At 69.0% G+C, this 26,570-nt stretch carries 20 protein-coding genes, 1 tRNA gene and 1 pseudogene; 5 read left to right on the top strand and 17 right to left on the bottom strand.

What is annotated here, in order from left to right; all coding sequences use genetic code 11:
- Nucleotides 1–160 precede the first annotated feature (160 nt).
- The 7 genes from rho to I8N67_RS16305 form a co-directional block, all read right to left on the bottom strand.
- Nucleotides 161–2,206 (bottom strand): transcription termination factor Rho, encoded by a 2,046-nt coding sequence (gene rho / locus I8N67_RS16335; RefSeq protein WP_200303832.1) that lies wholly within the window; start codon nt 2,204–2,206, stop codon nt 161–163.
- A gap of 408 nt (nt 2,207–2,614) precedes the next feature.
- Nucleotides 2,615–3,568 (bottom strand): homoserine kinase, encoded by a 954-nt coding sequence (gene thrB, locus I8N67_RS16330; RefSeq protein ID WP_200303831.1) that lies wholly within the window; start codon nt 3,566–3,568, stop codon nt 2,615–2,617.
- Between the two features lie 362 nt (nt 3,569–3,930).
- Complete coding sequence (gene thrC / locus I8N67_RS16325) at nt 3,931–4,989, bottom strand: threonine synthase (protein ID WP_200303830.1); 1,059 nt, start codon at nt 4,987–4,989, stop codon at nt 3,931–3,933.
- Between the two features lie 6 nt (nt 4,990–4,995).
- Nucleotides 4,996–6,294 carry a homoserine dehydrogenase gene (locus tag I8N67_RS16320; protein ID WP_200303904.1) on the bottom strand — a complete coding sequence of 433 codons (1,299 nt, stop codon included), beginning with the start codon at nt 6,292–6,294 and terminating at the stop codon, nt 4,996–4,998.
- 198 nt (nt 6,295–6,492) lie between these two features.
- Complete coding sequence (gene lysA / locus I8N67_RS16315) at nt 6,493–7,884, bottom strand: diaminopimelate decarboxylase (protein ID WP_200303829.1); 1,392 nt, start codon at nt 7,882–7,884, stop codon at nt 6,493–6,495.
- Between the two features lie 87 nt (nt 7,885–7,971).
- Entirely contained in the window at nt 7,972–9,111 is a 1,140-nt protein-coding gene (gene nrtL, locus I8N67_RS16310) for an ArgS-related anticodon-binding protein NrtL (RefSeq protein WP_200303828.1), read from the bottom strand.
- 144 nt (nt 9,112–9,255) lie between these two features.
- On the bottom strand, nt 9,256–9,738 hold the full coding sequence (locus I8N67_RS16305; RefSeq protein WP_307835257.1) for a response regulator: 483 nt from the start codon (nt 9,736–9,738) through the stop codon (nt 9,256–9,258).
- Nucleotides 9,739–9,934: 196 nt separating this feature from the next.
- Between I8N67_RS16305 and I8N67_RS16300 the strand changes: the two genes are divergently transcribed.
- Nucleotides 9,935–10,006: transfer RNA gene (locus I8N67_RS16300), tRNA-Arg, on the top strand.
- A 130-nt stretch (nt 10,007–10,136) separates the two neighbouring features.
- Here the strand turns inward: I8N67_RS16300 and I8N67_RS16295 are convergent.
- The 5 genes from I8N67_RS16295 to I8N67_RS16275 all read right to left on the bottom strand — a co-directional run bounded on the left by I8N67_RS16295 (nt 10,137) and on the right by I8N67_RS16275 (nt 13,633).
- Nucleotides 10,137–11,528: a tyrosine-type recombinase/integrase gene (locus tag I8N67_RS16295; RefSeq protein WP_234045806.1), complete on the bottom strand. Its 1,392-nt coding sequence runs from the start codon at nt 11,526–11,528 to the stop codon at nt 10,137–10,139.
- 71 nt (nt 11,529–11,599) lie between these two features.
- Nucleotides 11,600–11,794, bottom strand: coding sequence for a helix-turn-helix transcriptional regulator (locus I8N67_RS16290; protein ID WP_200303825.1), 195 nt, complete (start codon nt 11,792–11,794; stop codon nt 11,600–11,602).
- The gene (locus I8N67_RS16285) at nt 11,791–12,237 is read right to left on the bottom strand and encodes an HNH endonuclease (RefSeq protein WP_307835256.1); all 447 of its coding nucleotides are present in this window, start codon (nt 12,235–12,237) and stop codon (nt 11,791–11,793) included. The genes I8N67_RS16290 and I8N67_RS16285 overlap by 4 nt, the downstream gene beginning before the upstream one ends.
- Nucleotides 12,234–13,106 carry a hypothetical protein gene (locus I8N67_RS16280; RefSeq protein WP_234045795.1) on the bottom strand — a complete coding sequence of 291 codons (873 nt, stop codon included), beginning with the start codon at nt 13,104–13,106 and terminating at the stop codon, nt 12,234–12,236. The genes I8N67_RS16285 and I8N67_RS16280 overlap by 4 nt, the downstream gene beginning before the upstream one ends.
- A complete protein-coding gene (locus tag I8N67_RS16275) occupies nt 13,106–13,633 on the bottom strand; it encodes a hypothetical protein (RefSeq protein WP_234045794.1) in 528 nt (175 codons plus the stop codon). The genes I8N67_RS16280 and I8N67_RS16275 overlap by 1 nt, the downstream gene beginning before the upstream one ends.
- Before the next feature lie 255 nt (nt 13,634–13,888).
- Here I8N67_RS16275 and I8N67_RS16270 point away from each other — a divergent pair, with 255 nt between their 5' ends.
- From I8N67_RS16270 to I8N67_RS16260, 3 genes are all read left to right on the top strand, one after another.
- Entirely contained in the window at nt 13,889–14,662 is a 774-nt protein-coding gene (locus I8N67_RS16270) for a GntR family transcriptional regulator (protein ID WP_200303824.1), read from the top strand.
- The gene (locus I8N67_RS16265) at nt 14,659–15,261 is read left to right on the top strand and encodes a GNAT family N-acetyltransferase (RefSeq protein WP_200303823.1); all 603 of its coding nucleotides are present in this window, start codon (nt 14,659–14,661) and stop codon (nt 15,259–15,261) included. The genes I8N67_RS16270 and I8N67_RS16265 overlap by 4 nt, the downstream gene beginning before the upstream one ends.
- Before the next feature lie 2,116 nt (nt 15,262–17,377).
- Complete coding sequence (locus I8N67_RS16260) at nt 17,378–18,799, top strand: ATP-binding protein (RefSeq protein WP_200303822.1); 1,422 nt, start codon at nt 17,378–17,380, stop codon at nt 18,797–18,799.
- Nucleotides 18,800–19,105: 306 nt separating this feature from the next.
- Here I8N67_RS16260 and I8N67_RS16255 read toward each other — a convergent pair whose 3' ends face one another.
- The 5 genes and pseudogenes from I8N67_RS16255 to I8N67_RS16235 all read right to left on the bottom strand — a co-directional run bounded on the left by I8N67_RS16255 (nt 19,106) and on the right by I8N67_RS16235 (nt 24,736).
- Nucleotides 19,106–20,323, bottom strand: a complete 1,218-nt coding sequence (locus tag I8N67_RS16255) for a restriction endonuclease subunit S domain-containing protein (protein WP_200303821.1) — start codon at nt 20,321–20,323, stop codon at nt 19,106–19,108.
- Entirely contained in the window at nt 20,323–21,669 is a 1,347-nt protein-coding gene (locus tag I8N67_RS16250) for an N-6 DNA methylase (protein ID WP_200303820.1), read from the bottom strand. Before I8N67_RS16250 ends, I8N67_RS16255 begins: the two co-directional genes overlap by 1 nt.
- Before the next feature lie 166 nt (nt 21,670–21,835).
- Nucleotides 21,836–22,024 (bottom strand): hypothetical protein, encoded by a 189-nt coding sequence (locus I8N67_RS16245; RefSeq protein ID WP_200303819.1) that lies wholly within the window; start codon nt 22,022–22,024, stop codon nt 21,836–21,838.
- Between the two features lie 1,190 nt (nt 22,025–23,214).
- Nucleotides 23,215–23,574 (bottom strand): annotated as a pseudogene (locus I8N67_RS16240) (class I SAM-dependent methyltransferase); the annotation flags it as partial.
- Nucleotides 23,575–24,103: 529 nt separating this feature from the next.
- Entirely contained in the window at nt 24,104–24,736 is a 633-nt protein-coding gene (locus I8N67_RS16235; protein WP_200303817.1) for a TetR/AcrR family transcriptional regulator, read from the bottom strand.
- Between the two features lie 240 nt (nt 24,737–24,976).
- On the opposite strand from I8N67_RS16235, the gene I8N67_RS16230 reads away from it, so the two are divergent.
- Nucleotides 24,977–26,570, top strand: a 1,594-nt coding sequence (locus I8N67_RS16230) for a bifunctional 3-(3-hydroxy-phenyl)propionate/3-hydroxycinnamic acid hydroxylase (RefSeq protein ID WP_200303900.1), incomplete at its 3' end; no start/stop codon positions are given.

Raw genomic sequence — 26,570 nt, 5'->3', positions numbered from 1 at the left:
TCAAGTCCCCCCTGAGAGTCAAGAAATGCGATGTGAAGAACGTGATCGTACACGCGTGCCACACAAAAAACCGGGGCCACCCTCACAACGAGGGTGGCCCCGGCTTCTTCAGACCGACCGACTACTTCTTCGGCTTCCTCGGCTTCTTCAGACCGACCGACTAGTCGCCGTTACCGGGCGACGGCGTCGTCTTCTGGATCTGCATCAGGAACTCGCCGTTCGACTTCGTCTGCTTCATCTTGTCGAGGAGCAGCTCGATCGCCTGCTGCTGGTCGAGCGCGTGCAGCACCCGGCGCAGCTTCCAGGTGACGGCCAGCTCGTCACTGCCGAGCAGGATCTCTTCCTTACGGGTACCGGACGCGTCCACGTCCACCGCGGGGAAGATGCGCTTGTCGGCGAGCTTCCGGTCGAGCTTGAGCTCCATGTTGCCGGTGCCCTTGAACTCCTCGAAGATCACCTCGTCCATGCGGGACCCGGTGTCCACCAGAGCGGTGGCGAGGATGGTCAGCGAGCCGCCGTCCTCGATGTTGCGGGCCGCACCGAAGAAGCGCTTCGGCGGGTACAGGGCGGTCGAGTCGACACCACCGGACAGGATGCGGCCGGAGGCCGGCGCCGCCAGGTTGTACGCACGGCCCAGACGCGTGATCGAGTCGAGCAGCACGACGACGTCGTGGCCCAGCTCCACCAGGCGCTTGGCGCGCTCGATCGCCAGCTCGGCGACCGTGGTGTGGTCCTCGGCCGGACGGTCGAAGGTCGAGGAGATGACCTCGCCCTTCACCGACCGCTGCATGTCGGTGACCTCTTCCGGACGCTCGTCGACCAGGACGACCATCAGGTGGCACTCGGGGTTGTTGTGCGTGATCGCGTTGGCGATCGCCTGCATGATCATGGTCTTGCCGGTCTTCGGCGGGGCCACGATCAGACCGCGCTGGCCCTTACCGATCGGCGACACGAGGTCGATGATGCGGGTGGTCAGCACGCCCGGGTCCGTCTCCAGACGGAGGCGGTCCTGCGGGTAGAGCGGGGTCAGCTTGTTGAACTCCGGGCGGCCACGGCCGTGTTCGGGCGCCATGCCGTTGGTGGAGTCCAGACGGACCAGCGCGTTGAACTTCTCGCGGCGCTCGCCGTCCTTGGGCTGACGGACCGCACCGGTGACGTGGTCACCCTTGCGCAGGCCGTTCTTGCGGACCTGGGCGAGGGAGACGTACACGTCGTTGGGGCCCGGCAGGTAGCCCGACGTACGGATGAAGGCGTAGTTGTCGAGGATGTCCAGGATGCCCGCGACGGGGATCAGGACGTCGTCGTCCGCGACCTGCGGCTCGGCGGTGCCGATCTCGTCACGCCCGCGACGGCCACGACGGTCCCGGTAACGGCCGCGACGGCCACGCCGGCCATCGCCGAACTCGTCGTCGTCCTGCGGCCCGTTGTCACGCTGACGGTCCTGACGGTCCTGACGACCGCCCTGCTGCTGGCTCTGCTGCTGGCCGCGGTCGCGCTGCTGCTGGCCACCGCCGCCCTGCTGCTCGTCGCCCTTGCCCCGACGGCCGCGGTCACCCCGCTCGCCCCGGTCGGTGCGCTCACCTCGGTCGGTGCGCTCACCACGGTCACGGCCGCGCTCGCGGCGGCCCTGGCGGCCCTCGGCGCCCTGGTCAGCGGCGTCGGCCTTGGCCTCGGCCTGGACCGGGGTCTCGGCCTTGGGCTCGCTCTTCGCCTCGACGGTGACCGTCTCGGGGCTGCCCGCGTCGGCGGTGGCACGACGACGACGGCGCTCGGTGGGCGCCTCGTCGCCACCGGCCGGCTGGCCGGGGATCTCGATCTGCTGCTGGGCCACGGCCTTCTCGGCGGGCGCCTCGGCCTTCTTGGCGGCGACGGCCTTCTCGGCCGGGGCGGCGTCCTCGCCCGTACGCGCCTTCGAGGTGGCGCGGCGCTTCGGCTTGGTCTCGGTGGCTGCCTCGGCCTTGGCCGGGGCACCCCCTCCCGCCTGCGCCTCCTTGATGACCTCGATCAGCTGGCTCTTGCGCATACGCGCGGTGCCCCTGATGTTGAGGCCGGATGCGACCTGCTGCAGCTCGGCCAGCACCATGCCGTCAAGGCCGGTACCGCGGCGCCGCCGGGAGCCGGCACCGCTGGCAGGCGCGGCGTCCGTGGCGGGCGCGGCAGCGGTCTCCTCGACACGTGCGCCCATCAGATCGGTGGTGTCGCTCACGAAGGGTCCTTCCCTGGAGCGGACGTCGGCCTTCTGGCTCGGCGACCGGTTTTGCTGTCCGACTTCGGCCCTATTCGGGTGGACCGTGCCGGGGCGGTGGTCCGCCAAAGGCGGCGGAGGAAATTTCTGAATGATTCGGCGCTTACCCGGGCCGTGGCACTGAGTGTCTGTGTCACGCGGCTCGGTCACGCCGGTTCCGGAGCCTGCTCGGCAGACCGCTCAGTGCCTGCGTACGGCGTACAGCTTGACGTACGAAGCGCAGTGCGGCTTGGGAGACTCCCGGAAGAATGGTTGTCCCGGACTGGGACGATAAGCACCTCGCCATGGCTGGGGCAGGTGCAGACTTGAGGTTAACACTACCGGATCCAACAAACATTCCCCCTCTCGAAATCCGGCAACCGAACGCCCTTACTCGTCGCCACTGCCGACGCCGGTATCGGCGACGGTGGTGGTGAGCGGCAGGACGCACGCCCCTCGGGCGTCGAGGTCCAGCCGGTTGGCGGCCCACCCCACACCCGCGAGATCGGCCACCTTGTCGGCACTGGCCTCGTCGGCCAGGGCCAGAACCGTGGGTCCGGCGCCGGAGATGACCGCCGGGACGCCGTCGGCCCGCAGTCGCTCGACCAGGGCCGCGCTCTCCGGCATGGCGGGCGCCCGGTATTCCTGGTGCAGCCGGTCCTCGGTGGCGGGCAGCAGCAGCTCGGGACGCCTGGTCAGGGCTTCCACGAGCAGGGCCGCCCGGCCGGCGTTGGTGGCCGCGTCGACGTGCGGGACGGTGCGCGGGAGCAGTCCGCGCGCCGTCTCCGTGAGAACCGGTTTTCCGGGGACGAAAACCACCGGAACGATGGAATCGGCGGGCTCCATCCTGATCGCCCGCGCGGCGCCGCCCTCCATCCAGGAGAGCGTGAAGCCGCCGAGGAGACAGGCCGCGACGTTGTCGGGGTGTCCCTCGATCTCCGTGGCCAGTTCGAGCAGCGCGGCGTCGTCGAGCCGGTTCTCCCCGCCTATGGTCACGGCGCGGGCGGCGACGATGCCGGCGCAGATGGCGGCGGAGGAGGAGCCGAGGCCGCGGCCGTGCGGGATGCGGTTGGCGCACACGATTTCGAGGCCTCGGGGCTGTCCGCCCAGCAGGTCGAAGGCGGTGCGCAGGGAGCGGACGAGGAGATGCCGCTCGTCACGCGGGAGCGTCTCACTGCCCTCCCCCGCGATGTCGACGTGCAGCCCGGAGTCGGCCACCCGGACGACCACGTCGTCGTAGAGGCCCAGCGACAGGCCCAGGGCGTCGAAGCCCGGGCCGAGGTTGGCGCTGGTGGCGGGGACGCGCACCCGTACGGCGGCGGCGCGGAACGCTGGACCGGCCATCGCTCGATGACTCTCCTTGAGCTGCGAGATTGACGATTGTCGAATGACATTCGATACGTGCGTTTCGATACATGCGTTTCGATACGTGCGTGAGGACCCTGGGCCGCCGAAGACGGCGCGGCGCCGCACCCTTGCGGGGCATATGCGGCGGGCGGGTTCACTACAGCTTATCGAAGGAAAGTTCTGTGGCGACATAGGGCGCACAGGAGGCGCACGATGCGTGTCGTAAGCCCCCTGTGCACCCCCGGTCGGGTCCTGTCAGGGTTATCCCCCGAGAATCGGCGTCTACGCGCGGCTCTCAGGCTGTTTCGAACCCATACGCGAACTCTGGCACGACCCCCGGCGCGAGTTCGCGCGGCGTCCTACGCGAGACCGAGGCGCTCGGCCGCCGTCGCCGCGTCGACCGGGACGGTGACGGGCTGCGGGGCACCCGCGACGGCCCAGTCGGGGTCCTTCAGACCGTTGCCGGTGACCGTGCAGACGATGGTCTGGCCCGGGTCGACCTTGCCCTGCTCTGCGGCCTTGAGCAGACCGGCCACCGAGGCGGCGGAGGCGGGCTCCACGAAGACACCCTCCTGCGCGGCCAACAGCCGGTAGGCGCGCAGGATCTCACGGTCCGTCACCTCGTCGATGAAGCCGCCCGACTCGTCCCTCGCGGCCAGGGCGTACTGCCAGGACGCGGGGTTGCCGATACGGATCGCGGTGGCGATCGTCGACGGGTCCTTGACGACCTCGCCGCGCACGATCGGCGCGGAGCCGGAGGCCTGGAAGCCCCACATGCGGGGCGTCCTGGCGGCGATGCCGTCGGCGGCGTACTCCTTGTAGCCCTTCCAGTACGCCGTGATGTTGCCCGCGTTGCCGACCGGCAGGACGTGGATGTCGGGCGCGTCGCCGAGCATGTCCACGATCTCGAAGGCGGCGGTCTTCTGGCCCTCGATGCGCACCGGGTTGACCGAATTGACCAGCGCCACCGGGTAGTTGTCGCTCAGTTCACGCGCGAGGGTGAGGCAGTCGTCGAAGTTGCCGTCGACCTGGAGGATCTTCGCGCCGTGGATCAGGGCCTGGCCCATCTTGCCCAGCGCGATCTTGCCGCGCGGGACGAGCACCGCCGAAACCATGCCCGCGCGTACGGCGTAGGCGGCCGCGGAGGCAGACGTGTTGCCCGTGGAGGCACAGATGACGGCCTTCGCGCCCTCTTCCTTCGCCCGGGTGATGGCCATGGTCATACCGCGGTCCTTGAAGGACCCGGTCGGGTTGGCACCCTCGACCTTGAGGTGGACCTCGCAGCCCGTGCGCTCGGAGAGCACCTGCGCGGGCACGAGGGGCGTGCCGCCCTCCCGGAGCGTCACGACCGGCGTGCCGGCGGAGACGGGCAGCCGGTCCCGGTACTCCTCGATGATTCCGCGCCACTGGTGGGTCATTGCTGGTTACTCTCCTTCAACCCGCATGATGCTGGCGACACCCCGCACGGTGTCGAGGTTCCGCAGCGCCTCGACGGTCCCGCTGAGGGAGGCGTCAAAGGCGCGGTGAGTGACGACGACGAGAGAGGCCTCGCCGTCCCCGTCTTGTCGGCCTTGCTGCCGAACCGTATCGATCGACACTCCGTGCTCGGCGAACACGGTCGCCACCTGGGCGAGAACTCCCGGTTTGTCGGCGACGTCGAGGCTGATGTGGTAGCGCGTGACGACGTCGCCCATCGGCGACACGGGCAGCGCGGCATAGGCGGACTCGCCGGGTCCGGTCCCGCCCGCGAGCCGGTTGCGGCACACGGCCACGAGGTCGCCGAGGACGGCGGAGGCGGTGGGAGCGCCGCCCGCGCCGGGGCCGTAGAACATCAGCTGTCCGGCGGCGTCCGACTCCACGAACACCGCGTTGTACGCGCCGCGCACGGAGGCGAGCGGGTGGGTCAGCGGGATCATCGCGGGGTGCACGCGCGCGGTGACCGATCCGCCGTCCGCGGCCCGCTCGCAGATGGCGAGCAGCTTGATGGTGCAGCCCATCGCCTTCGCCGAGGCGAAGTCGGCGGCGGTGACCTCGCTCATGCCCTCGCGGTACACGTCGTCGAGCCGTACCCGCGAATGGAAGGCGATGCCGGCGAGGATCGCGGCCTTGGCGGCGGCGTCGAAGCCCTCGACGTCGGCGGTCGGGTCGGCCTCGGCGTACCCGAGGGCGGTGGCCTCGTCGAGCGCCTCCTGATACCCGGCGCCGGTGGAGTCCATCTTGTCGAGGATGAAGTTGGTCGTCCCGTTGACGATGCCCATCACCCGGTTGATCTTGTCGCCTGCGAGGGACTCGCGCAGCGGCCGGATCAGCGGGATGGCGCCGGCGACGGCGGCCTCGTAGTAGAGGTCCTTGCCGGCCTCGTTCGCCGCCGCGTGCAGGGCGGCGCCGTCCTGGGCGAGGAGGGCCTTGTTGGCGGAGACGACGGAGGCGCCGTGCTCCAACGCGGTGGTGATGAGGGAGCGGGCGGGCTCGATACCGCCGATGACCTCGACGACGACGTCGATGTCCCCCCGTTTGACCAGGGCGGTCGCGTCGGTGGTGACGAGGGCGGGGTCGATGCCCGCACGGACCCTGGAGGGCCGCCGTACGGCCACTCCGGCAAGCTCGACGGGGGCCCCGATGCGGGCGGCGAGATCGTCGGCGTGCGTCGTCATGATGCGCGCCACCTCTGAGCCGACAACCCCACAGCCCAGCAGCGCCACCTTCAGCGGACGCGTACGCATCATCCGACCTCGTTTCCTCACATACCGAATACGGTGGGACCAGTCTCACTCACCGGACGGGAGTTTCTATCCCTCGTCCGGATCGTGAGACATGTATTTCATTTTCTCGGGGCCGGAAGACGGGAGATCTTTCGGCCCCGGTTATTTGGCCTTTCAGGGCTTTCGGCGAGTCACCCAAGAGGTCACCCGACATCGAGGTCACCCGACGTCGAGCCTGAGGAGATCCTCCTCCGTCTCCCGCCGGACGATGACCCGGGCCTCTCCATCATTGACGGCGACGACCGGCGGGCGCAGCACGTGGTTGTAGTTGCTGGCCATCGAACGGCAGTACGCGCCGGTGGCCGGTACGGCGATCAGGTCACCCGGTGCCAGGTCCGCCGGCAGGAACGCGTCCTTGACCACGATGTCCCCGCTCTCGCAGTGCTTGCCGACCACCCGGGCGAGCATCGGCTCGGCGTCGGAGGCGCGGGACACCAGCGCGACGCTGTACTCGGCGTCGTACAACGCGGTCCGGATGTTGTCGGACATGCCGCCGTCCACGGAGACGTAGGTGCGCAGCCCGTCCAGCGGCTTGATGGTGCCGACCTCGTACAGCGTGAAGGCGGTGGGCCCGACGATGGCGCGGCCGGGCTCGACGGAGATCCGGGGTGCCTGGAGCCGGGCGCTCTCGCACTCCCGGTTGACGATCTCCGTCAGGGCCTTGGCGATCTCGTGCGGCTCGCGGGGGTCGTCGTCGCTGGTGTATGCGATGCCGAGCCCGCCGCCGAGGTCGATCTCGGGCAGTTCGACACCGTGCTCGTCGCGGATGTCCTTGAGCAGCCCGACGACCCGGTGGGCCGCGACCTCGAACCCGGAGGTGTCGAAGATCTGCGACCCGATGTGGGAGTGGATGCCGATGAGCTCCAGCCCGTCGAGCCTGAGGGCCCGCCGTACGGCTTCCGCGGCCTGCCCGCCCGCGAGCGGAATTCCGAACTTCTGGTCCTCGTGGGCGGTGGCGATGAATTCGTGCGTGTGCGCCTCGACGCCGACGGTGACGCGGATCTGCACCTTCTGCCGCTTGCCGAGCGACTGGGCGATGTGGGCGACCCGCACGATCTCCTGGAAGGAGTCGAGCACGATACGGCCGACGCCGGCCTCGACGGCACGGTGGATCTCGCCGGTGGACTTGTTGTTGCCGTGGAAGGCGATGCGGTCGACGGGCATCCCGGCGGAGAGGGCGGTGGCGAGCTCGCCGCCCGAGCACACGTCGAGGTTCAGCCCCTCCTCGTGCAGCCAGCGGACGATCGCCCGGGACAGGAACGCCTTGCCCGCGTAGAACACGTCGGCTTCCTGCCCGAACGCCGTACGCCAGGCGCGCGCCCGGGCGCGGAAGTCGGCCTCGTCGACGAAGTACGCCGGCGTACCGAACTCCTCCGCCAGCGCCTTCACATCGATCCCCCCGACGCTGACGACCCCGTCGTCCGCACGGGTGACGGTCTGCGCCCACACCTTCGGGTCCAGCGTGTTCAGGTCGGCGGGCGGGGCGGCGTAGTGCCCCTCGGGGAGGACGTCGGCGTGACGGGGCCCGGCGGGGTGTGCGGAACGGCTCATGTCTGTACGGCTTTCTGTGGAATCTCTGGAGCTTTGCGCGGTGGGGCTTGGGGCGGGCTTGGGCGGGCTTTGGGCTTCGCGGCTCGCTCAGAGGTGTTCGGGTGCGTCGATGCCGAGCAGGGACAGGCCGCCGGCCAGCACCGTCCCGGCGGCTTCGGCAAGCGCCAGCCGGGCCCGGTGGGCGGCCGAGGGTTTCTCGTCGCCGCGCGGCAGCACCGTGTGCTGGACGGCCAGCAGGGCGTCGGCGATGACGACCAGGTGCCGGGCGAGACGGTCGGGGGCGCGGTGGGTGGCCGCTCGGGTGAGGGTGGAGGGGTATTCGGTGAGGGCGGTGATGAGGGGGGTGAGGGGGGTGAGGGGGGTGAGGGGGGTGGCGGGCCCGTCCGGGACGTCGTCCGGGACGTCGTCCGAGACATTGCTCGGGACATCGCTCGGGACGTCCAGGTTGCCCGGGGTGCCGGTGAAGCCGAGGGCCGCGGCGTTCCGGGTGAGTGCGCGGGCTCGTGCGTGGGCGTAACGGACCCGGAAGAGGGGGTTGCCGACGCGCTGCACGAGGAGGTCCGCGGTGATCCGGGGGCGGTCGTGGGCGGCGGGGTGCAGGAGGGCCCAGCGGAGGGCGTCGGGGCCGAGGGGGGTGGGGTCTTCCGGGGCGGGGACCGGCCGGAGGTCGACGGGTCGGTCGAGCCCGGTGGTGGTGTGGCTGGTGTGGCTGGTGTGGTTGGTGTGATCCGTGTCGGCCTCGTCGGGATGCCCGGGCCTGGCGTGGTCGACCTCGGCGCGGCCGCCCTGGCTGGCGACGATCCGCACGAGCGCGTCGGCGACGACTTCGGCGCGGATGTCGTACGGGATCCGCAGCCGGACGACCTGCCCGGCGAGTGTGTCGCCATGACCGTACGGAAGAGGAGCCTGCCCTTGGATGCGACGCACGAGGGCGGTGACGGCGGCCCGGTCGAGGTGGATGTTGAGGAACCCGGGCCCGGTGATCTCGACGGCGGCGACGCCCTCGGTCCGGCTGAGGTGGGGCCGCAGGATCTCGGCGACCTGCCGTGGCGGGCGCCCCGCGGGCCGGGCCAGCTGCAACGCGATGTTCGTCGCGTAGTCCCCGCTCCCGCCGGGCCCCGGCGGAGTGACCACGGCCCGTACGGGCACGGCCACACTCAGCTCCCCCTCATCCACAGCACGACGCACCGCGCGCAGCACGGTGCGGGAGAGCTCGACGGGGGTCACGGGACAAGCGTAGGGGAGGAGGGGGGTGGGTATGCGAGCCGGTTTGGGTCGGGGTCCGGGATGTGGACGGGGTGGGGTCAGGCCGGGGCGGGCTGAGCATGTGGAGCGATGGGGAGCCATGCGGAGTCGACGTCGGGGGCGAAGTCAGCTCCCGGTACGGCCGGCGCGCTCGGTGTGCTCGCTCCCGCTGCCCGTGCTGCCGAGGCGGGCGCTGGCGGAGGCAGGGGCACCGCCTCCGGCGCCGAACGGTGCGGCGCCCTCGGTCCGATCCTGCTCACGCTCCACCAACTGCCGTACGAGCGCGATGAGTTCAGCGGGCTCGAAGGGCTTGGCGAGGAAGGCGTCGACACCGACATCGAGCCCGGCCTCGACCTCGTACTGGCTGCATGCACTGACGATGGCGAGGGGCAGACGCCGCGTCAGGGGATCCTCGCGAAGCCGGGCGGCGGTACGGAGGCCGTCCAACCGGGGCATCACGACGTCGAGGGTGACGAGGTCGGGCCGCACCTGATGAACGACGTCCAGGCACTCGGCACCATCAGCCGCGGTCACCACCTCGAAGCCCTCCAGTTCGAGGTTGACCCTGATCAGCTGCCGGATGACCTTGTTGTCGTCCACAACAAGCACCCGACCGGACGCGCCTGGCACAACTCGAGAGTAGGTCCGCACCCACCACCGCGTCCGGGTTTTCCCCACTTCCGCCCCCTGCGGGCGGTCTCCCCCAGCTCAACCCCCACCTTCGCCCCCACAAAACCCGTTCATGATCTCCCTCAGAGAGCTGGTAGTGTTCAACCCGTCGCCGCCCCACAAAAGCGGCCGACACGCCCCCGTAGCTCAGGGGATAGAGCAACGGCCTCCGGAGCCGTGTGCGCAGGTTCGAATCCTGCCGGGGGCACTCGCCAGTCAGACAGCAAGAATCATGCTCTGACCAGTGCGGATGCCGACATGAGAGAGCGGGAGTGAGTCTCACTGACTCCCGCTCTTTCTTGCTCTCTCTCACTGTTCGCGACACACCTCCGACACACTCACGCGGCGGTGTCGCCCTCCTCTTCCAGAGCCTTTGTGATCTTTGCGTTGGCCGCTTCCTCGTGCCCGTCGATGCAGCCGTGGTACCGGCGGTGGATGACCTCGGGCGAGTTGCCGACGCGCCGGGCAATCTCAGCGATCGGGACCCCTGCGTTCAACCATCGCGTGATGCAGGCGTGGCGCAGGTCGTAGGGACGCCCGGCGAGCGGCGATGCGACGCGATCGGGCGGGAGGGCGAACAGCCGAGCTTCCTCCCACACACGCCAGTACGTGGATGAGCCGACCACTCCCCCGCGCTCGTTGCCGAACACGCGCCTTTCCTTGGCGGTCCCGAACTCCTTCAGGTGGGCCCGAAGGATGGCGACCAGAACGGGCGGGATCGGGACCGGACGGTCCGTGTCCGCCTCGCGCGCCTTCAGCCCCCGGCGGTCGTGCCGCTCCCCCGAGTCGGTCCACTGCTTGCCTGAGACAGGGCGCGTCTCCCGCAGCGTCAGCGTGCCCCAACCCGCGTCCGGTAGGTGGCAGTCAGAGAGCCTCAGTCCCACCGCCTCGGCGGGCCTGAGTCCCGCGTAGTAGAGCACCGCATAGAACGCTGCCAGGCGCCGCCCACGGTTGCGGTCCCATGAGCCGACGTACGAGACGGCCGTGAGCAACTGGCGCCCCTGTACGGCGTTCACGAGAACGCGTCGGTCCACCACCGCGCCGGAACCCACACGCTTCTTGTAGGCCCCCTGCAAGGGATTCTCCGGGAGTTCCTTGGTGGCCACCGCGTGTTCGAGGGCGGTGTTCAGGGCACGGCGCCGCCGCTTGTGCGTCTCCCCCGCCGCCGGGGTGCCGTCCAGGCGGTAGCTGAGGCGGTACAGCACGTCTTCGAACACCCCCGCGTCGACCAGGTCGGCAACCGGCCGGTCCTCCGTCGTGAGCCACTCGTACGCGGCCTTCAGTTCCGCCGGCGGTTCCTCTCCCGAGTTCGCGGGCACGATCCCCCACCGGAACGCGAGCCGTAGGTGCGTGTCGTCAGGGGCCCCCTCCCGCTTCACCATAGCCAGCGCCACCGCCGCGAGTCCGTCCGCCATGCCCTCACGCGACTTGGCGGCACTCATGCGCCACCGCCCTGCGACGTACCTCCGGCAGAACTCGAACCACCGCAAGAACGGCTCGGCCTCAGCCGCCGCTTCGGCATCTTCCGCCGCCGCGCGCACTTCGGACTCAGGCAGGCCAGAGTCGATCCCGAACGCCTCACCGCGCCGGTTCATGGCTTGCCACAGCTCGTTTCGGCGACTCTCAGCGAGAGCGGACGTGGTGAACGTGTCGCCGTACACGTGACCGGCCACCACCCAACGGAGGCGGTAGGGGCGGGATTTGCGTCCGGTCTTGGACACCTTCCACAGCTTGACATCGAAGGAGTAGCCCGGTCGTGCCGACCCCCGGGGACGCCCGGTCGGGGGCTCGTTCTCGGTGCTCACGCAGCGTCCTCCCGCTCGGTAAGCCAGCGCTCGTACTCGGATCGGCGGATGCGCACGTCACCGTTCGGCAGCTTGATGGCGCGGGGCCCCTTCCCGAGTTGGCGCCACCGGTAGAAGGTCGACGGGGCGACCTTCAGGTCAGCGAGCACCTCGGAAACGGTCATTTTCTCGTCCATCGGGCGGGCGCTCATGCCGCCGTCCTTTCGGATTCGATCGGGTCGTTCGGGGTCGATTCGGGCAGGCCACGGGTAGACCGTCGCGCAGCCGAGTCGGGCCGCGAACTGGCCGTGTGGATCGGGTGGTTGGCGTATGCAAGTCGGGCCAGTACCGGCAGATCGGTCGGGCGGATGACGGGTCGGGTCGGGTCGATCTGGCGCAGCAGCAACAGGGCCAGGGAGAGCGGAAAGCGGTCGCCCTTGCGGTGGTTGCAGTCGAGGCAGGCCAGTACGAGCGCGGTGACCGTGGCCGTGCGCCACAGCGAGTTGGGCACGATGTGATCGAGCGTCGCTTCCCGCACGGTGGCGAACGGACGGCGGCAGTAGGCGCAGCGCAGCCCGTAGCGCTCAGCGAGCTGCCTTCGGCGTAAGCGGCGCGTCTCGGTCTTGATCCGGCGAGCGGCCGTGGTCACGGTCACCAGTCCGCCCGCAGCGACCGTGTCCACGTGCCGTCAGGTCCCGCCGGAGGAGTCGCCCCCACCTCGTAGCCCCCGCCGTCCAGGCGGACGATGAGCGGAGACGGCTGGCGCCTGTCGGAGCGCATCAGGTCGAAGCAGAACCGGCGACGGCGCCGGTCGGGCAGGGCCTGACCGTAGAGCCAGTCACGGCCCGCCGTCACGGGCTTGACGGCTTCCTGCGACCTCGCCCAGTCCGCGCCGCTGACCTGCGTGACTCCCGCCGTCACAGTACGCGTCACACCCCCGTAGGGGGCAGGGGCAGCGAACTCCCGTACCAGGGCCGCCCCGAGCCTCAGCAGCGTCTCACCGGGGACCAGGGCGGCGCCCTGCCGGATCGCGCGGGAGACCAACAGCGGGGAGCGCCGGAACGTACCGGGGTCGGTCTGGTGGCGGTAGGCGTCCGACAGGTACAGGGCAACGGCCGCTTCCCCCGCCGTCATCGGACGGGAGCGGGCCCCCTCGTACCAGAACGACAGGGCCAGCCGGTACGCGAACATCCGGCAGACACCCACCTCGGAGAACTCCTCGGAGTCCAGCCCCGCGAAGGTCCCGACAATGTCCGCGATGCCCACCGGGCCCAATGTGCGTACCGCGCCGTTGAGCGCGTCGTACAGCACATCGGTGTCAGGCACCGGAACGGCGAGTTCGTCAGCCTCCGTCTCGAAGAGCGCAGCGGCCACCTCGGACACGGACAGCTCCAAGCCCCGGATAGGGACGGTGGGGAACTCCTCACCGCCCCGGCGGCGCTCCCTCCATGCCAAAGGCACGGCGGGAGCAACCGGGGCCGCCACACGGGCGTACAGCGCGTTGATCGGACCGAGGGCAGTCATCAGACGTCCGCCCCGGCCACGGCGGCACGGTGGACCATGCAGTGAAGGCTGTACGAGGCGCCCGGGTCCCAGTCCTCGGTGAACGTGATGAGGCCGGTTCCGCCGCAGGCGCACTCGCCGTCGACCCGCGCCGCCGCGTTCCTGACGATCGCAGCCTTGCTCATACCGTCGAAGCACTTGCTTGTGGCCGTGGCCAGCTCGGCAATCCCGAGGCGTCGGCCGTCGGGGAAACGCTCCTCGTGCCGGGCCTGCACGTCCGCCGTGGCCATGCCGCCCACGGCGAGCATGAAGTGCCCGTTGTGGAACTCGGCACGGCGGCGCAGTTCCTCAGCACCGAGCCGCTCAGCACCCTGCACGATCCACTCGCGGACCTGGTCCTTCGTGCCGTAGCTGCGACGCGTCGGCATGTCAGACGCGTACAGCGCCACGGTCCGCTCGCTGCCCGTCAGGTCAGCCACGACAACCGGCACGACGACCGGAGACTTGACCTCTTCGGTGCGCCGTTCCACGACAGTTCCAGGCATCATGAATTTGCCCCTTCGAGGGTCGGGGAGCGGCTGACTGCTTGGCGGTAGGGAGCCGCTCCCTGTTCTGAGCCCCGAGAGCTTTGCTGCCGGGGCTTTCCTGTCTGCACAGATGGGACAGACCTAGGCCCGTTGGTCCACCTGCTCAACTTGTTGGTACAAGCTGATGTGCTGATGCTGCCCCGACGGAATGCGATGCGTCAAGGGGTGGGCGACGTCATGTACCAACAAGTTGCACGAGTGCGTCATCATGGGTGCATGACTAAGCAGCCGAAGTACCACCAGGTGGCCGATGTCCTGCGCCGTGACGTCGTCGGCGGCACGTACCCGCCGGGCGCGCGTCTTCCGTCGGAGAGCGAACTTCAGGAACGGTTCGTCGCGTCCAGGAACACGGTACGAGCTGGGCTAAAGCTGCTGGCCAGTGAAGGACTGATTTCATCGAGTCAGGGACTCGGGTACGAGGTGCGGAAGCACGAGGTGTTCGAGCTGAACGCGTCTCGGTTCGAGAACCTGACCTTCCCGCAGAACGGTGACGCGTTCAGCACCGACGTCACGAACGCCGGGCGCCGGCCGCACCAGACCTTCCGTGTTGAGCTGGCTCCCGCTTCGGAGTACATCGCTCAGCGGCTCAAGGTTGCGGTGGGAGACACCTCGGTACTGCGCTTCTGCCACCGATTCGTAGATGACGTGCCGTGGTCGACTCAGGCCACGCAGTACCCCGAGTGGCTCGTGACCAAGGCTCCGCGACTCACTGAGCCCGGCGACATCGCCGAGGGGACAACCCGCTACATGACGGGGCTGGGCATTGAGCAAATCGGCTACTACGACGAGATTGCTACACGTATGCCAACGCCGGATGAAGCCCGTTTGTTGGAGATCGGGGCAGGGGTACCGGTGCTGCTGTGGACGCGGACGGGCTACTCGCAGGAGCGGCCGATTCGATGCACGGTCACGACGTTCCGGGGCGACCTGAACCGGATGAACTACGAGATCGGCGACCTGTCCGCCCGAACCGAGAGCGAGCCTCAGTGAAGATCACCCCTGCTGTGCCAGACGACTTGCCCAAACTCCTCGCGTTCCGCGAGGAGGCTGCCGCTTGGCTCGGCAAGCTCGGCACCGACCAATGGAGCCGTCCGTATCCGGCTGACTTGCTACTAGCAACCATCGAATCCGGCGGCGTGTTCATGGTGCGCGATGGCGAGGTGACCGCAGCGACCATCACCCTGACACCTGACGCTGAGGAAGGACTCTGGGCGGAAGCGGAACTGAGTGAGCCGTCCATGTTCGTCAACAAGCTGACCGTGGCTCGGACGCACGCAGGGCGGAACCTCGGTGGCCGATTGCTGGACTGGGCGGGGGATCGCGCATTCCAGGCTCAGGCGAAGTGGCTCAGGCTCGATGCCTGGACGACGAACGAGGGGCTCCAACAGTTCTACCTTCGCCAAGGGTTCGAGCATGTCCGCACCGTCCGCCAGGGGGGTGCGGTCAACGGCGGACCGCGCGTCTCGGGGTGGCTGGCCCAACGCCCTGCACGGCCAGCGGAGCACGGATTCGTGGACGAGGTACCCGGCGCCGCCCACCTTCGTCCGGGGGGTCCGCCACGCCGCCACAGCGCGGGGCGGAGCGGGTGACCGTGTGGCGGATCGGTACGGCGCCCTACACCTGTCCGAGGTGTGGATTTCTGCGTCATCTGCGTTCACTGCGACATACAGGCTCCTCACCTGCGGTTTTTCGATGTCGCAGAGGGGTGGGCTGCGTCATCCGTGCGTCATTCCTTGCGTCATCGGGTGACGTAGGGATGACGCAGATGACGCACGATGACGCAGGATTTTCCGTCTGCGTCATCCCCTGTATGTGCAGGTCAGAGCCTCTTTTTTCATGATCATGTGACGCAATGACGCAGGCCTTCCCTACTTAGGAAAAGAGGAAGGGGCGTTCTTGTGTAGTGCGGTGCCGCTCAGAGCGTGAAGAAGGGGCCGCGACGCGGCACGTCCTTGGCGCGACGCTGCGCGTCGAACAGCAAGAGGAGCACCCGCCTCAGGGGCGGTGGTGCTCTTCTTGCTTGTCCGCACGAGACGCGTGGTGACCGCCGCAGGGTGGTGGTCGCGGTCCGGCGGGAGCTCCCAGACGAGTAGGCGCCCGGGGTCGCCCGCCCGGCAGGGCGGTCCTCATTGCTCTTTGAAGCTTGTGGCGGCACCGATCCGCCACACGGTCACCCTCTCCGACCTGCGCTGTGGCGGCGTGGCGGACCCCCAGGAGAGAAGAGACGCCCCCCTCTACCCTCCTTACCTCGCAGCTCAGACGGCCCTACCCGCCCCCTTACCGGGGTAAGGGGGCGCCTCTACCCCACCGCCCCTCGCGCAGACCGCTCAGACCCGGGTGACGGCGCGCCAGACCGCACCGGCAGCGCGGGCCCCCTTTACCCCGGGGCGCCGCCTGGGGATGACTCAGGCAAGTACCGGGGTAAGCGGAATCATCTGGGGGACGATCCAGGGAGGCGGGGACACCCCCTGCCGGACGCCTCCAGAGGGGGTTTCGGGGGTGTGACCTGCGCGCCTCCCCGCCTCCCTGATCGTTGATCTACGCAGGTCAAGTACGGGGAGGCACCCCAGGGAGGCACTCAGGGAGAACTCCCCGCCTCCCTGGCGCCTCCCCCGCCGCCTCCCCGTGGAAACGGAACCTTTCAGGGGACACTTGAGGGACGATTCGGCCCCGGCACGGCAGAGTTCCGACGACACCCGCCTGACGCACACGCGGATGATCCGCCGGGGGCGTGCGACACACCTCCGACACGCTCCGTGTCGGGGTACGCCCCCCATCTGGCTCCGCCGCAGGTCAGCGCGCAATGGGGGCATGATCCGACAATCACTCCGGAGCCGTGTGCGCAGGTTCGAATCCTGCCGGGGGCACCGGAAATTTAGGCCCTGACCAGCGGAAACGCCGGTCAGGGCCTTTCTTGTGCATGCCAAAACAGCAACGGCCAACAAGCGTGCGCGCTCGCTAGTCCACGTACTCCGACCTGGGTTTTACCGCACTGCTCAGCCCAATCCCCAATTGTCCGATCCCATGACATCGCCCCCTGCGGGACATGTGCGGGACGGAGACGCCGGAATCGGAGTTCCTCGAGCCACGACGCGCTTGCGAGCTGCATGTTTGTGGCCAGAGAAGCGAACAAAGCACACGCCATAGCGGGCCGTTCCACTTTCCTCGACCGACGGGTCAGCTCTGTTCTGAGCCCGTCCAACTGGCCCGGAGGACAACACGGCAGGCGTTCCGACAGAGTGCAGAACCCTGGAACCGAGTACCTCACGGGCTTCAGATCCCGTGGAGCGCCACGCTCCTCGGCACCAGCGGAAAGCTCCTGCTGATACGGGGCCTTTCCTCCTCCTGGTGGAGACGACCGGGTGCCGCTCCACAGTTCGAGCGAACCGTGAAGCGGCCAGAGTCACGTCGCAGGCGGCTACTCAGAGTCCTGCCCGGCCGCCGGAGCCGAGGACTGGCCCACGGCAAGCGGCAGGAAGTACTCCTCGGTCAGCTTCGCGAGGTGTAGTGGGAGGGGCCGGGAGAGAGCGGGTGGCACTCATCGTGAAAGCGTCGGGCCGGTCCGGGGCTATGCCGGTGCGCCCTGCAGCCGCCAGGGCCGATTCGGACGGGCAGTCACTGTCGGCCGTGACCTTGCAATACATGCATCTATGAAAGTATCGTCGATGAAAGTTTCCCGTTTCATCCTGACGGAGGTCGGTCGCCGTGAACGGATTCATCGGCCGCCGGGCCGAACTCGGCCTTCTGGACGATCTACTCGCCCCCGTGCGGACCGGCGGACGCAGCGGGCGGCCCGGCCGGGCCGTGCTACTGCGGGGGCGCCGGCGTGTGGGCAAGTCCCGGCTGGTGGAGGAGTTCCTGGAGCGCGCCGGGCTTCCTCACGTCTTCTTCACCGCTGTCGGCGGCTCGAAGGAGGAGGATCTGGCGGGCTTCGCCGCCGAGGTGGCGGCCTCTACCCTTCCCGATGCGGCCCGCTTCGCCGACTTCACGGCGCCGCAGACCTGGGACGCGGCCCTGAGCCTGCTCGCCGGAGCGCTCCCTATGGACAGACCCAGCGTGGTCGTCCTGGACGAGATGCCCTACCTCGTACGCGAGGACCCCAGCTTCGAGGGCGCCCTGCAGAAGGTCTTCGACCGGACCCTGTCCAAGCTGCCCGTGCTCCTGATCCTGGTGGGTTCCGACATCGCCATGATGGAGAAACTCAACACCTACGGACGGCCCTTCTACCAGCGCGGCACCGACATGGTCGTCCCCCCGCTCAGCCCCGCCGACGTCGCCGCGATGCTCAGCCTGCCCGCAGCCGACGCCTTCGACGCCTACCTCGTCTCCGGCGGACTCCCGCTCATCCTCGACGAGTGGCCGCACGGTGCCGACCTGTGGGAATACCTCGCATCAGCTCTGCGCCGACCGACCTCGGCCCTCCTCGTCAGCGGCGAGCGCACCCTGGCCGCCGAGTTCCCCACCGAGGCTCAGGCCCGCACCGTACTGGGCGCCATCGGCCACGGCGAGCGCACCTTCACCCTGATCGGCCGGGCAGCCGGCGGTCTCAACCCCGGCTCCGTAGCCCGCTCCCTGGAACTGCTCACCACACGCCGCATGGTCGCCGCCGAACTCCCCCTGTCCACCCGCCCTAGCCGCGAGACCCGCTACCGCATCGATGACCCCTACTTGCGCTTCTGGCTCTCCTTCATCGGCCCCGGCATCCCTGCCGTCGAACGAGGCCGCGGCGACCGCGTCCTGGACTCCATCCGCACCAGCTGGACGGCATGGCGCGGACGCGCCGTCGAGCCGGTCATCCGCGAAGCCCTCTGGCGTCTCGCCGACGACCGGCTCCCCGCGGACAGCAACGCCATCGGCGGCTACTGGACCCGCACCAACGACCCCGAGATCGACATTATCGCCGCCGACCGCTCCCCCATCGCCAAAAAGATCACCCTCATCGGATCCATCAAATGGCTCGAGAACAAACCCTTCGACACCCGCGACCTCGCCCGCCTCATCACCCACCGCTCTCAACTTCCCGGCGCCGACGACACCACCCCCCTCCTCGCCGTCACCCGCAACGGCTGCACTGCCCCAGGCATCCCCAGTCTCACCCCCGAAGACCTCCTCGCCGCCTGGACCTGACCCGCGACCAAGCCGCCCAAGGTAGGGCCAGAGACACCGCGGCAGCCAGTCCTGACAGGTGGTCAGAGTGGTAATCCCGTCGGTGGTACCCGTCGTGGAAGCGCAACACAGGACATCCCCGGGCAGCACGAAGAAGCGTGTGCGGGTGGGGGCATGTCCGCTTGCGTGGGCAGAAGCCCGGCGGGCCGCCAGAACATCGATCACCTTGCTGGGTGGCACCGACACTCGGTGGTTGACGGGCGGGGTGCCGTCCGAAGCTACTGCTCGCCGCGAAACACCGGGCGGAGTCCGTCGACACACCGAGTTTCACATTGCGGCCATCCCGCCGAAAGAACCGGCCAGGAAACCGTCAAGAGCCTGGCCTCGCAGGACACGGAGTGTCTCGTTCTCCGCGTGTGCGGTGCGCGCCCGGGCCTGGAGGCGGTCGGCGAGCCGGGCGAATCGCTCACGCACGTCCTGCGGGGGCCACCGCACCTGGGTCGCTCCGAATGCGCGCCGGCTGAGTTCCCGCCCGGCGGATCCCTGTGCGGCGGCCACCAGTTCAATACCGCGTGAACGAATCTCATGCAGCAGCCAGTAGCCGTCAATCACCGACTTCGGCCTCAGCACAAGAACTCCACGGCCGACGGCGACGGGCACTCGATTCATGACGGCCCGCACGCCGTCCTCCCTTGATGCAACCAGAAGGGAAGCCGGGGCACACTCGCTGCCCGCTTGGCCGAGGGGGAGTCTTCGCTCCGTCCGGTACAGGTGAGGCTTGTCGCTCTGCAGGATGTCCCCAGGCGCCACAAAGGGGATTCCGTCCTCCTTCGGCATCCCGTCCTTGTCCGCAGGGGGGCGAGGCGCATCCGCCGCAGCGAGCTCGGCCAGGGTCCCGAAGGGCTGTCCGGGCCAGACCTCGCTGTTGCGGTTCTCGACCATGAATTGCGCGTCGGTCAGCTCTGTGGCGCACTCAGCGATACGCACATTAGTCGCTGTCTTCGCTTCCAGGAGGCTCATCGCTCGCAAGAAGGCGGCCCTCGGCGCTGCGGGTGGAATCGGTACAGGCAGGTCACGCAGCGCCGCGAGGCTCAGTGTTCGTTGAAGCGTGGAACCGGTGGTGCGCCGCTCACACCACTCGCGTACGTCCGGCGACCCGAGCCACAGCTTCAGCCAGGCGGCATCGCCGGGCTCTGCGGGGCGGATGATCCCGACGGTGCGGGACGCGTTCCAGTGATGGAACTCCTCGGTGACGACCGCCGCCTCGCCGACCCGGCCCACCAGGACCACGACGACATCGCCGACTTCCAGTTGACTGCGCAGGCTGGCTTCGTGTACCTGTCGGCTGATCCGTTTCGGCTCGCCGTTGTGCAGTCGTCCGTTCCGAACGTCCGCAGCACGGACCATCCCCACGCCGCTGTCGGTGTGTTCCCCGGGACGGGTGATGCCGTAACCGATCAGACGCGCCGTTGGCAGCCCGCCCAGGGGCACCACGTCCCAGCCTTTGGGGAGCCGGCTCAGCCGCTCCTCCAGACGGTCAGGCATCACCACCGCCCCAGCAGGTCACGGAGCTCAGCCTCGAGGTGGCGGGACGTCTCGAAGAGTGAGTAGAGCTCGTGGGTCAGGTCGGTCACCAGCTCCTCCCCGTCGCCGTGCGCGGACTCGGCGGCGGGCAGTCCCACATGGTGGGAGGGCAGTACATCGTGATCGTGTGATGCGATCTCCTGCGTGGAGAGCGATCTGCACCAGCCGGGCACGTCCTCGTACAGGGCTTGGCCCGGTGCGCCGCGCCAGGCGGCGAAGGTACTGATGATGCGCCTCCTCGCCTCGTCCGGAAGGGCGCGACGGCCCCGCCCGACCTTGGCCGCGGTGTCACGCGCGTCGATCAGCAGGATCCGGCCCGAACGGTCCTCGTGGCCCCAGCCCTGATGAGGCTTTTTACTCCTGGTGAAGAGCCACAGGCTCACGGGGTTGCGAACGTGGGGAAGCAGTCCGGCAGGCAGCTCGACCACACAGCTCAGGACATCGTCCTCGACCAGTCCGGCGCGGATCTGGCGTTCCGCCGGCTTGGAGGTGGTGGCGGCCCCTGTCGGCAGCAGGAGCACACCGCGTCCTCGTCCCGAAGGCATCATCTTGCTCACCACGTGCTGCACCCAGGCGAAGTTGGCGTTTCCCGCCGGAGGAATCCCGTAGCGCCAAGGACGGTTGTAACGCCCGTGGCCGCCTTCCTCCCAACTAAACTGGTTGAAAGGCGGGTTGGCGACCACCACGTCAAACGTCAGGTCCGGGAACCGGTCATCGGTCAAGGTGGACGAAGGGCCGTACAGAAAAACCCCTTCAACGCCATGCACGGTGAAATTCATTGCGGCGGTCTGCAGCGCGGTCCGGCTGGCGTCCTGTCCGTACAGGGCAGGCTCGTCGGCCGGTCCGCCATGCGCTTCGACGTACTCGCGGGCCCGCAGCAGGAAGCCGCCGGAACCACAGACGGGATCGTAGACGGCCTCGCCCGCCTGCGGCTCCATAAGAGCAGTCAGAAGGCGGGCAATGTCCAACGGTGTGTAGTAGTCGCCGCCCTTCGCCGTCGTCTGCGCCTGTTCCATGCACTCTTCGAAAAGTGCTGCCGGATCCCGTGCCGCAGCCACGCACTCGATCAGGGGAGCCAACTGAGGTCCGCGGACGTCCACGAGAGCCGGTGGCAGGTCCGGCAGCCGGAAGTATCGGGACCCCCACGCCTCCAGGCCACGCAGGGCCTCCGACATGACCTCATGCCCCGACCGGTTCCAGAGGTCCCCGGTCAGGAGGGCATCCCAGGCAGGCAGGGCACCCGTGTGGTCGCCCTTCTCGTCGGCCCGTTCGGCATCGGCCTTGTGGCGCAGCAGGACCAGCACCATGAGGAGTTGGAGGGCGTCCTGGGGCGCCAGCGCCCCGCGCATGGCGTCCAGCGCGCGCGCCAGTGACGAACCCTTCGACGCTCTCTCCATCCTCGACTCCCGCAGTCCTCGTTCTGTTCCATCCGTGGGCGGCCGGCCCCGGTCCGCCCATCATGCCTGGTGGCTTTCAGTCGGACCGCAGATAGGTCAGCACCACGAAGGCCACCATGACCGCGCCGACGAACACAGTCCCACCAGTCATCACCGCCTGATCCACGCTGCTCGTACGCGCCAACCGCCAGAAGGCGGCCAGCAACGCGCAGATCACCCCCATCGCTATGGCGAGCACCGCGCGCATGATCAACCGCTCGTTCATCTGCCCTCCCTTGACCTGCACATCCCCAAACAGCACAAAACAGACAGGTGGACAGGGTCCGCCCGCCGCCTCCACGCCATCCTAGCTCACGCAGCAGTCGGTTTGGTTCGAGAGCAGCAGTCCGTTAGGTAGCCGCGAGCTACTAGATAGGATGCGAATAATTAACTTCCACTGCCAACTGATTTCGACGGACACGCGCGAATTTCCGCACATGCCAAATCACGCGTCCCCCCGCGCCCGCGCCCCGCCTCGATCGGCTTCGCCCCGCACCCTGCACCGCTACGATCCGAGCGGGGAACCTTGCCGCTGAGCAGCAGCAATCTGCACAGAACCTCACGAAGCGGGGACGGCACATGCAGAAAGGTCGTTGGGAGACGGTCACGGACTCGGAGTTCCCGCATGAGCGCCGAGGTCTTGACGCCACCCGCGCCGAGCGTCCCGACGGCGCCCCATGGCACGCCTGGTCGAACTTCACCTTCACCGGGAACACCGGCCACGTCCGCGAGGTGGATCTGCTCGTGGTCGCGCTCTCCCACCGAGCCCTGGCGGCGTGCGTCATCCACCTGATGCCGCACGGGGAGGGCGGAGCGACAGGCCGCGGAGGACGCCCTTGCGGAAGGTCGAACGGCAGACGGTGGCCCGCCTCACCGATGCCTCCCGGCGCGCTCCGCTCTTCGCCACCACGCTTCGGAGATACCGGGCCGCTCCCACCTCGGGCCACGACGTGACCGCGGCTGCTGTGATGGCCTGGCTCGGCGGTCAGCGCATGTGGCCACCTCGGCCCGCAAGGCCGCCGGAGTCCGCGGCGATTCGACCACTTCAACGAAACAACCTGGACGGATCGCGCAGAACGGGGTATTTCGTCTTCGCGGGACATACGTGGGACCGCACGGCTAACGGACCGTCAGGCAGGCCGCTGACCTGGGGAAACACGCGGGAGTCCGACGGCCTCCGGAGCCGTGTGCGCAGGTTCGAATCCTGCCGGGGGCACTCCGGATCAAGACCCTGACCTGCAGAGATGCAGATCAGGGTTTCTTGCGTTCATGGCAAAACGCACACGGTCTTTTGACCGTTGCTCTGGAGCCGGGCCGGAGGAGGCTGTCACCCGAAACGGGATAGCGAAGTCGCCATCCGGGCCGCCGGATTCGCCATCACCGACGTCGACCGGTTCGGCTTCTCTCCGTCCACGTTCACGCCGAAGGCGCTGCATATTCTGGGCACCGCCGTACGGCCTTCAGCCAGCCTGCCCAGCGGTGGGGCGAGCGCATGTGCTCGTAGAAGCGCAGCTCGCCGCCGGGCTTGAGGGCGCGGGCCAGCTCCGCCAGCACATCGGGTACGTCGTCCACCGAGCACAGCACGAGCGAAGCGACGACTGCGTCGAACTCGCCCGTCTCGCTGGGGAGTTCGGTGGCCTCACCGGTAACGAGCGTGATCCTTACCGGTGCCGGTGCCGAGGCCGCGGCTTGTTCGGCGTCGGCGCGCAGGGTGTCGTCGGGTGCGAGGGCCACCACCTCGGTCACGGTGTCCGGGTAGTGCGAGAAGTTGCGGCCCTGTCCGCGCCCACCTTCATGCCTGGGCGACGGGAGGGGGACACCAGCGGATCCGGGGTCTCACTCAGGGGGCCAGCAGCCCAGGAATACCCCCAGGGGGTATAAGGTTGTCAGCGTGGGCCCCGGGACGGGCCACCGCACTGGACGGGAACAGGGGATGAAGGTCATGGACCACGGCGCTCACCACACCGGCACCCCGCACGACAGCACCCACGAAGGTCATGGTCACGCTGGCCATACGGCTCCCGATGGCGCCCATGCGGGGGCGTCATGTCGTCGAGGAGGTGGCCGAAGTCGGGCTCGGCCACGCCCAGGAGGCGCTGCATGGCGGCTGACGTCAGGCCGACCTTGTGGCCGATCACCGTGGCGCCGTCCCGCAGGCGGCGGGTGATGTTCGACTGTTGGACAGCGTAGGCGTCGGAGACGTCGAGGGCGGGGAACAGGGATGAGAGGGGGGCGATGGGGGACGTGTGGTGCTCGGCTTCGCGGAGGAGCCGAGCGGCCTCGTCCCTTTGGGCGGGCGTCAGGGTCATGTCGTCGGCCTTGCCGCCAGGTTGAGGGCCGCGTCGTGGACCATGCGGGCGTGGAATTCGAACATCGCGACCAGGTCGACGGCTTCGCCCTGGATCTCGCGCTGGACGAAGAGGCCGTCGGCGCCGGCGACGGCGTAGGTGGTGAGGAGGCGTACGGCTTCCTCGTCCAGGTCGGGGAAGAGTTCCGTCACGACGTCGGTGATCTTGCGGGCGGCGATGTCTCGGACCTGGAGGAAGACCGTGCGGCCCCGGGGCTCGGTGGGACGGTTTTCCAGGGCGAGCATGAGGCCGAGGCGGAGGAAGTCGGGGGCTTCGAGGAGTGACCTGGCCACGCCGGCCGCCATGTGGGCGGCCCGCTCCACCGGCGTACCGGCGGCTTCGTCCGGCAGCTCCACGGCCGCGAGCCAGGTCCCGAAGCTGCGCTCGATCACCGCGGCGATCAGGTCGTCCTTGTCCTTGAAGTGCCAGTAGATGGAGCTGGCGGGCAGTCCGCACTTGGCGCTGACCGCCGCGATGGACGTGCCCTCGTAGCCGCGCTCGCCGGCGATCTCCACGGCGGCGTCGAGGATCCGCTGACGCGACTCGACCCCGTTCGCGCGTTTCTTGCGGGTCGTCTGCGGCCTGGCCATGGGATGTGCCCTTCCTGTCGTGCTCACCACTTGACCCTCTTCTACACCCACCTTACCGTAGCGAATATTCCAATTGTAGCGATCGCTACAGCAGGAGCCGCGTGCAAGAGCCGCAGGCAGGACCCGCAGGGACGACAGTGAGGTGGCCCGGTGAAAGGCATCAGTGCCGAGGGCAGAGCTGACAGCGACGACAACGGCAACGGCGACGACAACGACGAGGACCCGGGCTTCACGTACGACGTGGCCGTGATCGGCTTCGGGCCCACCGGGGTCACCGCCGCCAATCTGCTGGGCGCGGCGGGGCTGCGCGTGGTCGTGGTGGAGCGGGACGCCGAGGTCTACTCGCGGGCCCGGGCGATCTCCACGGACGAGGAGGTCATGCGGGTCTGGCAGCGGATCGGGCTGGCCGAGCGGCTGAAGCGGGACATGCTGGCCGAGCGGCCGGTGCACTTCGTCGACGCGTCCGGACGTACCTTCATCGACGCGTGCCCGACACCGCGCGGCCATGGTCATCCGCCGCAGATGTTCATCTACCAGCCGGCGGTGGAGGAGGTCCTGCGGGACGGGGTCGGCCGCTATCCGAACGTCGAGGTGCTGCTGCGGCACGAGTGTCTGCGGCTGCGGCAGGACGCGGACGGGGTGGAGCTGACGGTGGTCGGCACCGCCGACGACTCGGTGCGCCGGGTGCGCGCGAAGTATGTGATCGCCGCCGACGGGGGGTCGAGCCTCACCCGGGCACAGTTGAACATCGGCTACGAGGGGCGGACGTACGAGGACCGCTGGGTGGTCATCGACACCGAGATGCTGAAGCCGTGGCCGGACCACGACAAGCTGCGGTTCCGCTGTGATCCGGCCCGACCGGCCGTGGACTGTCCGACACCGCTCGGGCACCACCGCTGGGAGTTCCCGATCCTGCCGGGGGACGACGAGGAGTATCTGACCAGCCACGACGCGATCCACGCGATGGTGTCCCGGTACGGGATCGGGCGGGACAGCATCAAGATCCTGCGGGCCACGGTCTACAGCCACCATGTGCGCTTCGCCGCCCGCTTCCGGTCGGGCCGGGTCTTCCTCGCCGGGGACGCCGCCCACGCGATGCCGCCGTGGATCGGCCAGGGCATGGCCGCGGGCGTCCGGGACGCGGCCAACCTGTGCTGGAAACTCGACGCCGTACTGCGGGGCGCACTGCCCGCCTCGGTCCTCGACTCCTACGAGACCGAGCGCAAGCCGCACGTCAAGGAGGTCACCAGGCGGGCGGTGTTCGTCGGGCGGATCATCACCGAACGGCGGCTGCCCGTCGCCCGGGTCCGGGACTCCGCGCTGCGCGTCCTGTGCCGCGTACCGGGCTTCGCCGAGTGGGTTCAGGACTCGAACTGGATCCCCGTGGCCCACTACGCCGACGGCCTGCAGGCCCGGCCGCGCGCCAAGGCCTCGGGGCATCAGATACCCCAGCCGTGGGTGACCGGGCCCGACGGCGAGCGCGTGCGGCTGGACGACCTGCTCGGCGGCCGCTGGCTGCTGCTGCACGCCGGAGCGCCCCGGCCGCAGCCCGCCTGGGACCGGGCCGGTGTCCCCTCGCTCACCGTCACGCCCGCCGGGTCCCGGCCCGCCGAGGGCACGGTCGTCGACAGCGACGGGGTGCTGCGGGCCTGGCTGACCGGGCACCGCGCGGCCACTGTCGCCCTGCGGCCGGACGGGTACGTCTACGCCGCGGCGGCGGTCGGTGGGCAACTCCCGCCGCCGCCCGAGGGGTTCGTGGCCCAGGTCCGTCCGGACGTGACCGCGACCTCCGGGACCTCCGGGACCTCCGCGACCTCCGCGACCTCCGCGACCT

It is taken from the genome of Streptomyces adelaidensis (assembly GCF_016598475.1).
In the GTDB taxonomy this organism is placed as follows: domain Bacteria; phylum Actinomycetota; class Actinomycetes; order Streptomycetales; family Streptomycetaceae; genus Streptomyces; species Streptomyces adelaidensis.
This window is presented reverse-complemented; position numbering and strand designations above follow the sequence as displayed.

Coding starts and splice junctions, on each gene's coding strand:
- thrB (WP_200303831.1), bottom strand. CDS start 3,568: ATGGCCGGTCCAGCGTTCCGCGCCGCCGCCGTACGGGTGCGCGTCCCC.
- thrC (WP_200303830.1), bottom strand. CDS start 4,989: ATGACCCACCAGTGGCGCGGAATCATCGAGGAGTACCGGGACCGGCTG.
- I8N67_RS16320 (WP_200303904.1), bottom strand. CDS start 6,294: ATGCGTACGCGTCCGCTGAAGGTGGCGCTGCTGGGCTGTGGGGTTGTC.
- lysA (WP_200303829.1), bottom strand. CDS start 7,884: ATGAGCCGTTCCGCACACCCCGCCGGGCCCCGTCACGCCGACGTCCTC.
- I8N67_RS16290 (WP_200303825.1), bottom strand. CDS start 11,794: ATGAGCGCCCGCCCGATGGACGAGAAAATGACCGTTTCCGAGGTGCTC.
- I8N67_RS16280 (WP_234045795.1), bottom strand. CDS start 13,106: ATGACTGCCCTCGGTCCGATCAACGCGCTGTACGCCCGTGTGGCGGCC.
- I8N67_RS16275 (WP_234045794.1), bottom strand. CDS start 13,633: ATGATGCCTGGAACTGTCGTGGAACGGCGCACCGAAGAGGTCAAGTCT.
- I8N67_RS16270 (WP_200303824.1), top strand. CDS start 13,889: ATGACTAAGCAGCCGAAGTACCACCAGGTGGCCGATGTCCTGCGCCGT.
- I8N67_RS16255 (WP_200303821.1), bottom strand. CDS start 20,323: ATGCCTGACCGTCTGGAGGAGCGGCTGAGCCGGCTCCCCAAAGGCTGG.
- I8N67_RS16250 (WP_200303820.1), bottom strand. CDS start 21,669: ATGGTGCTGGTCCTGCTGCGCCACAAGGCCGATGCCGAACGGGCCGAC.
- I8N67_RS16245 (WP_200303819.1), bottom strand. CDS start 22,024: ATGAACGAGCGGTTGATCATGCGCGCGGTGCTCGCCATAGCGATGGGG.
- I8N67_RS16235 (WP_200303817.1), bottom strand. CDS start 24,736: ATGGCCAGGCCGCAGACGACCCGCAAGAAACGCGCGAACGGGGTCGAG.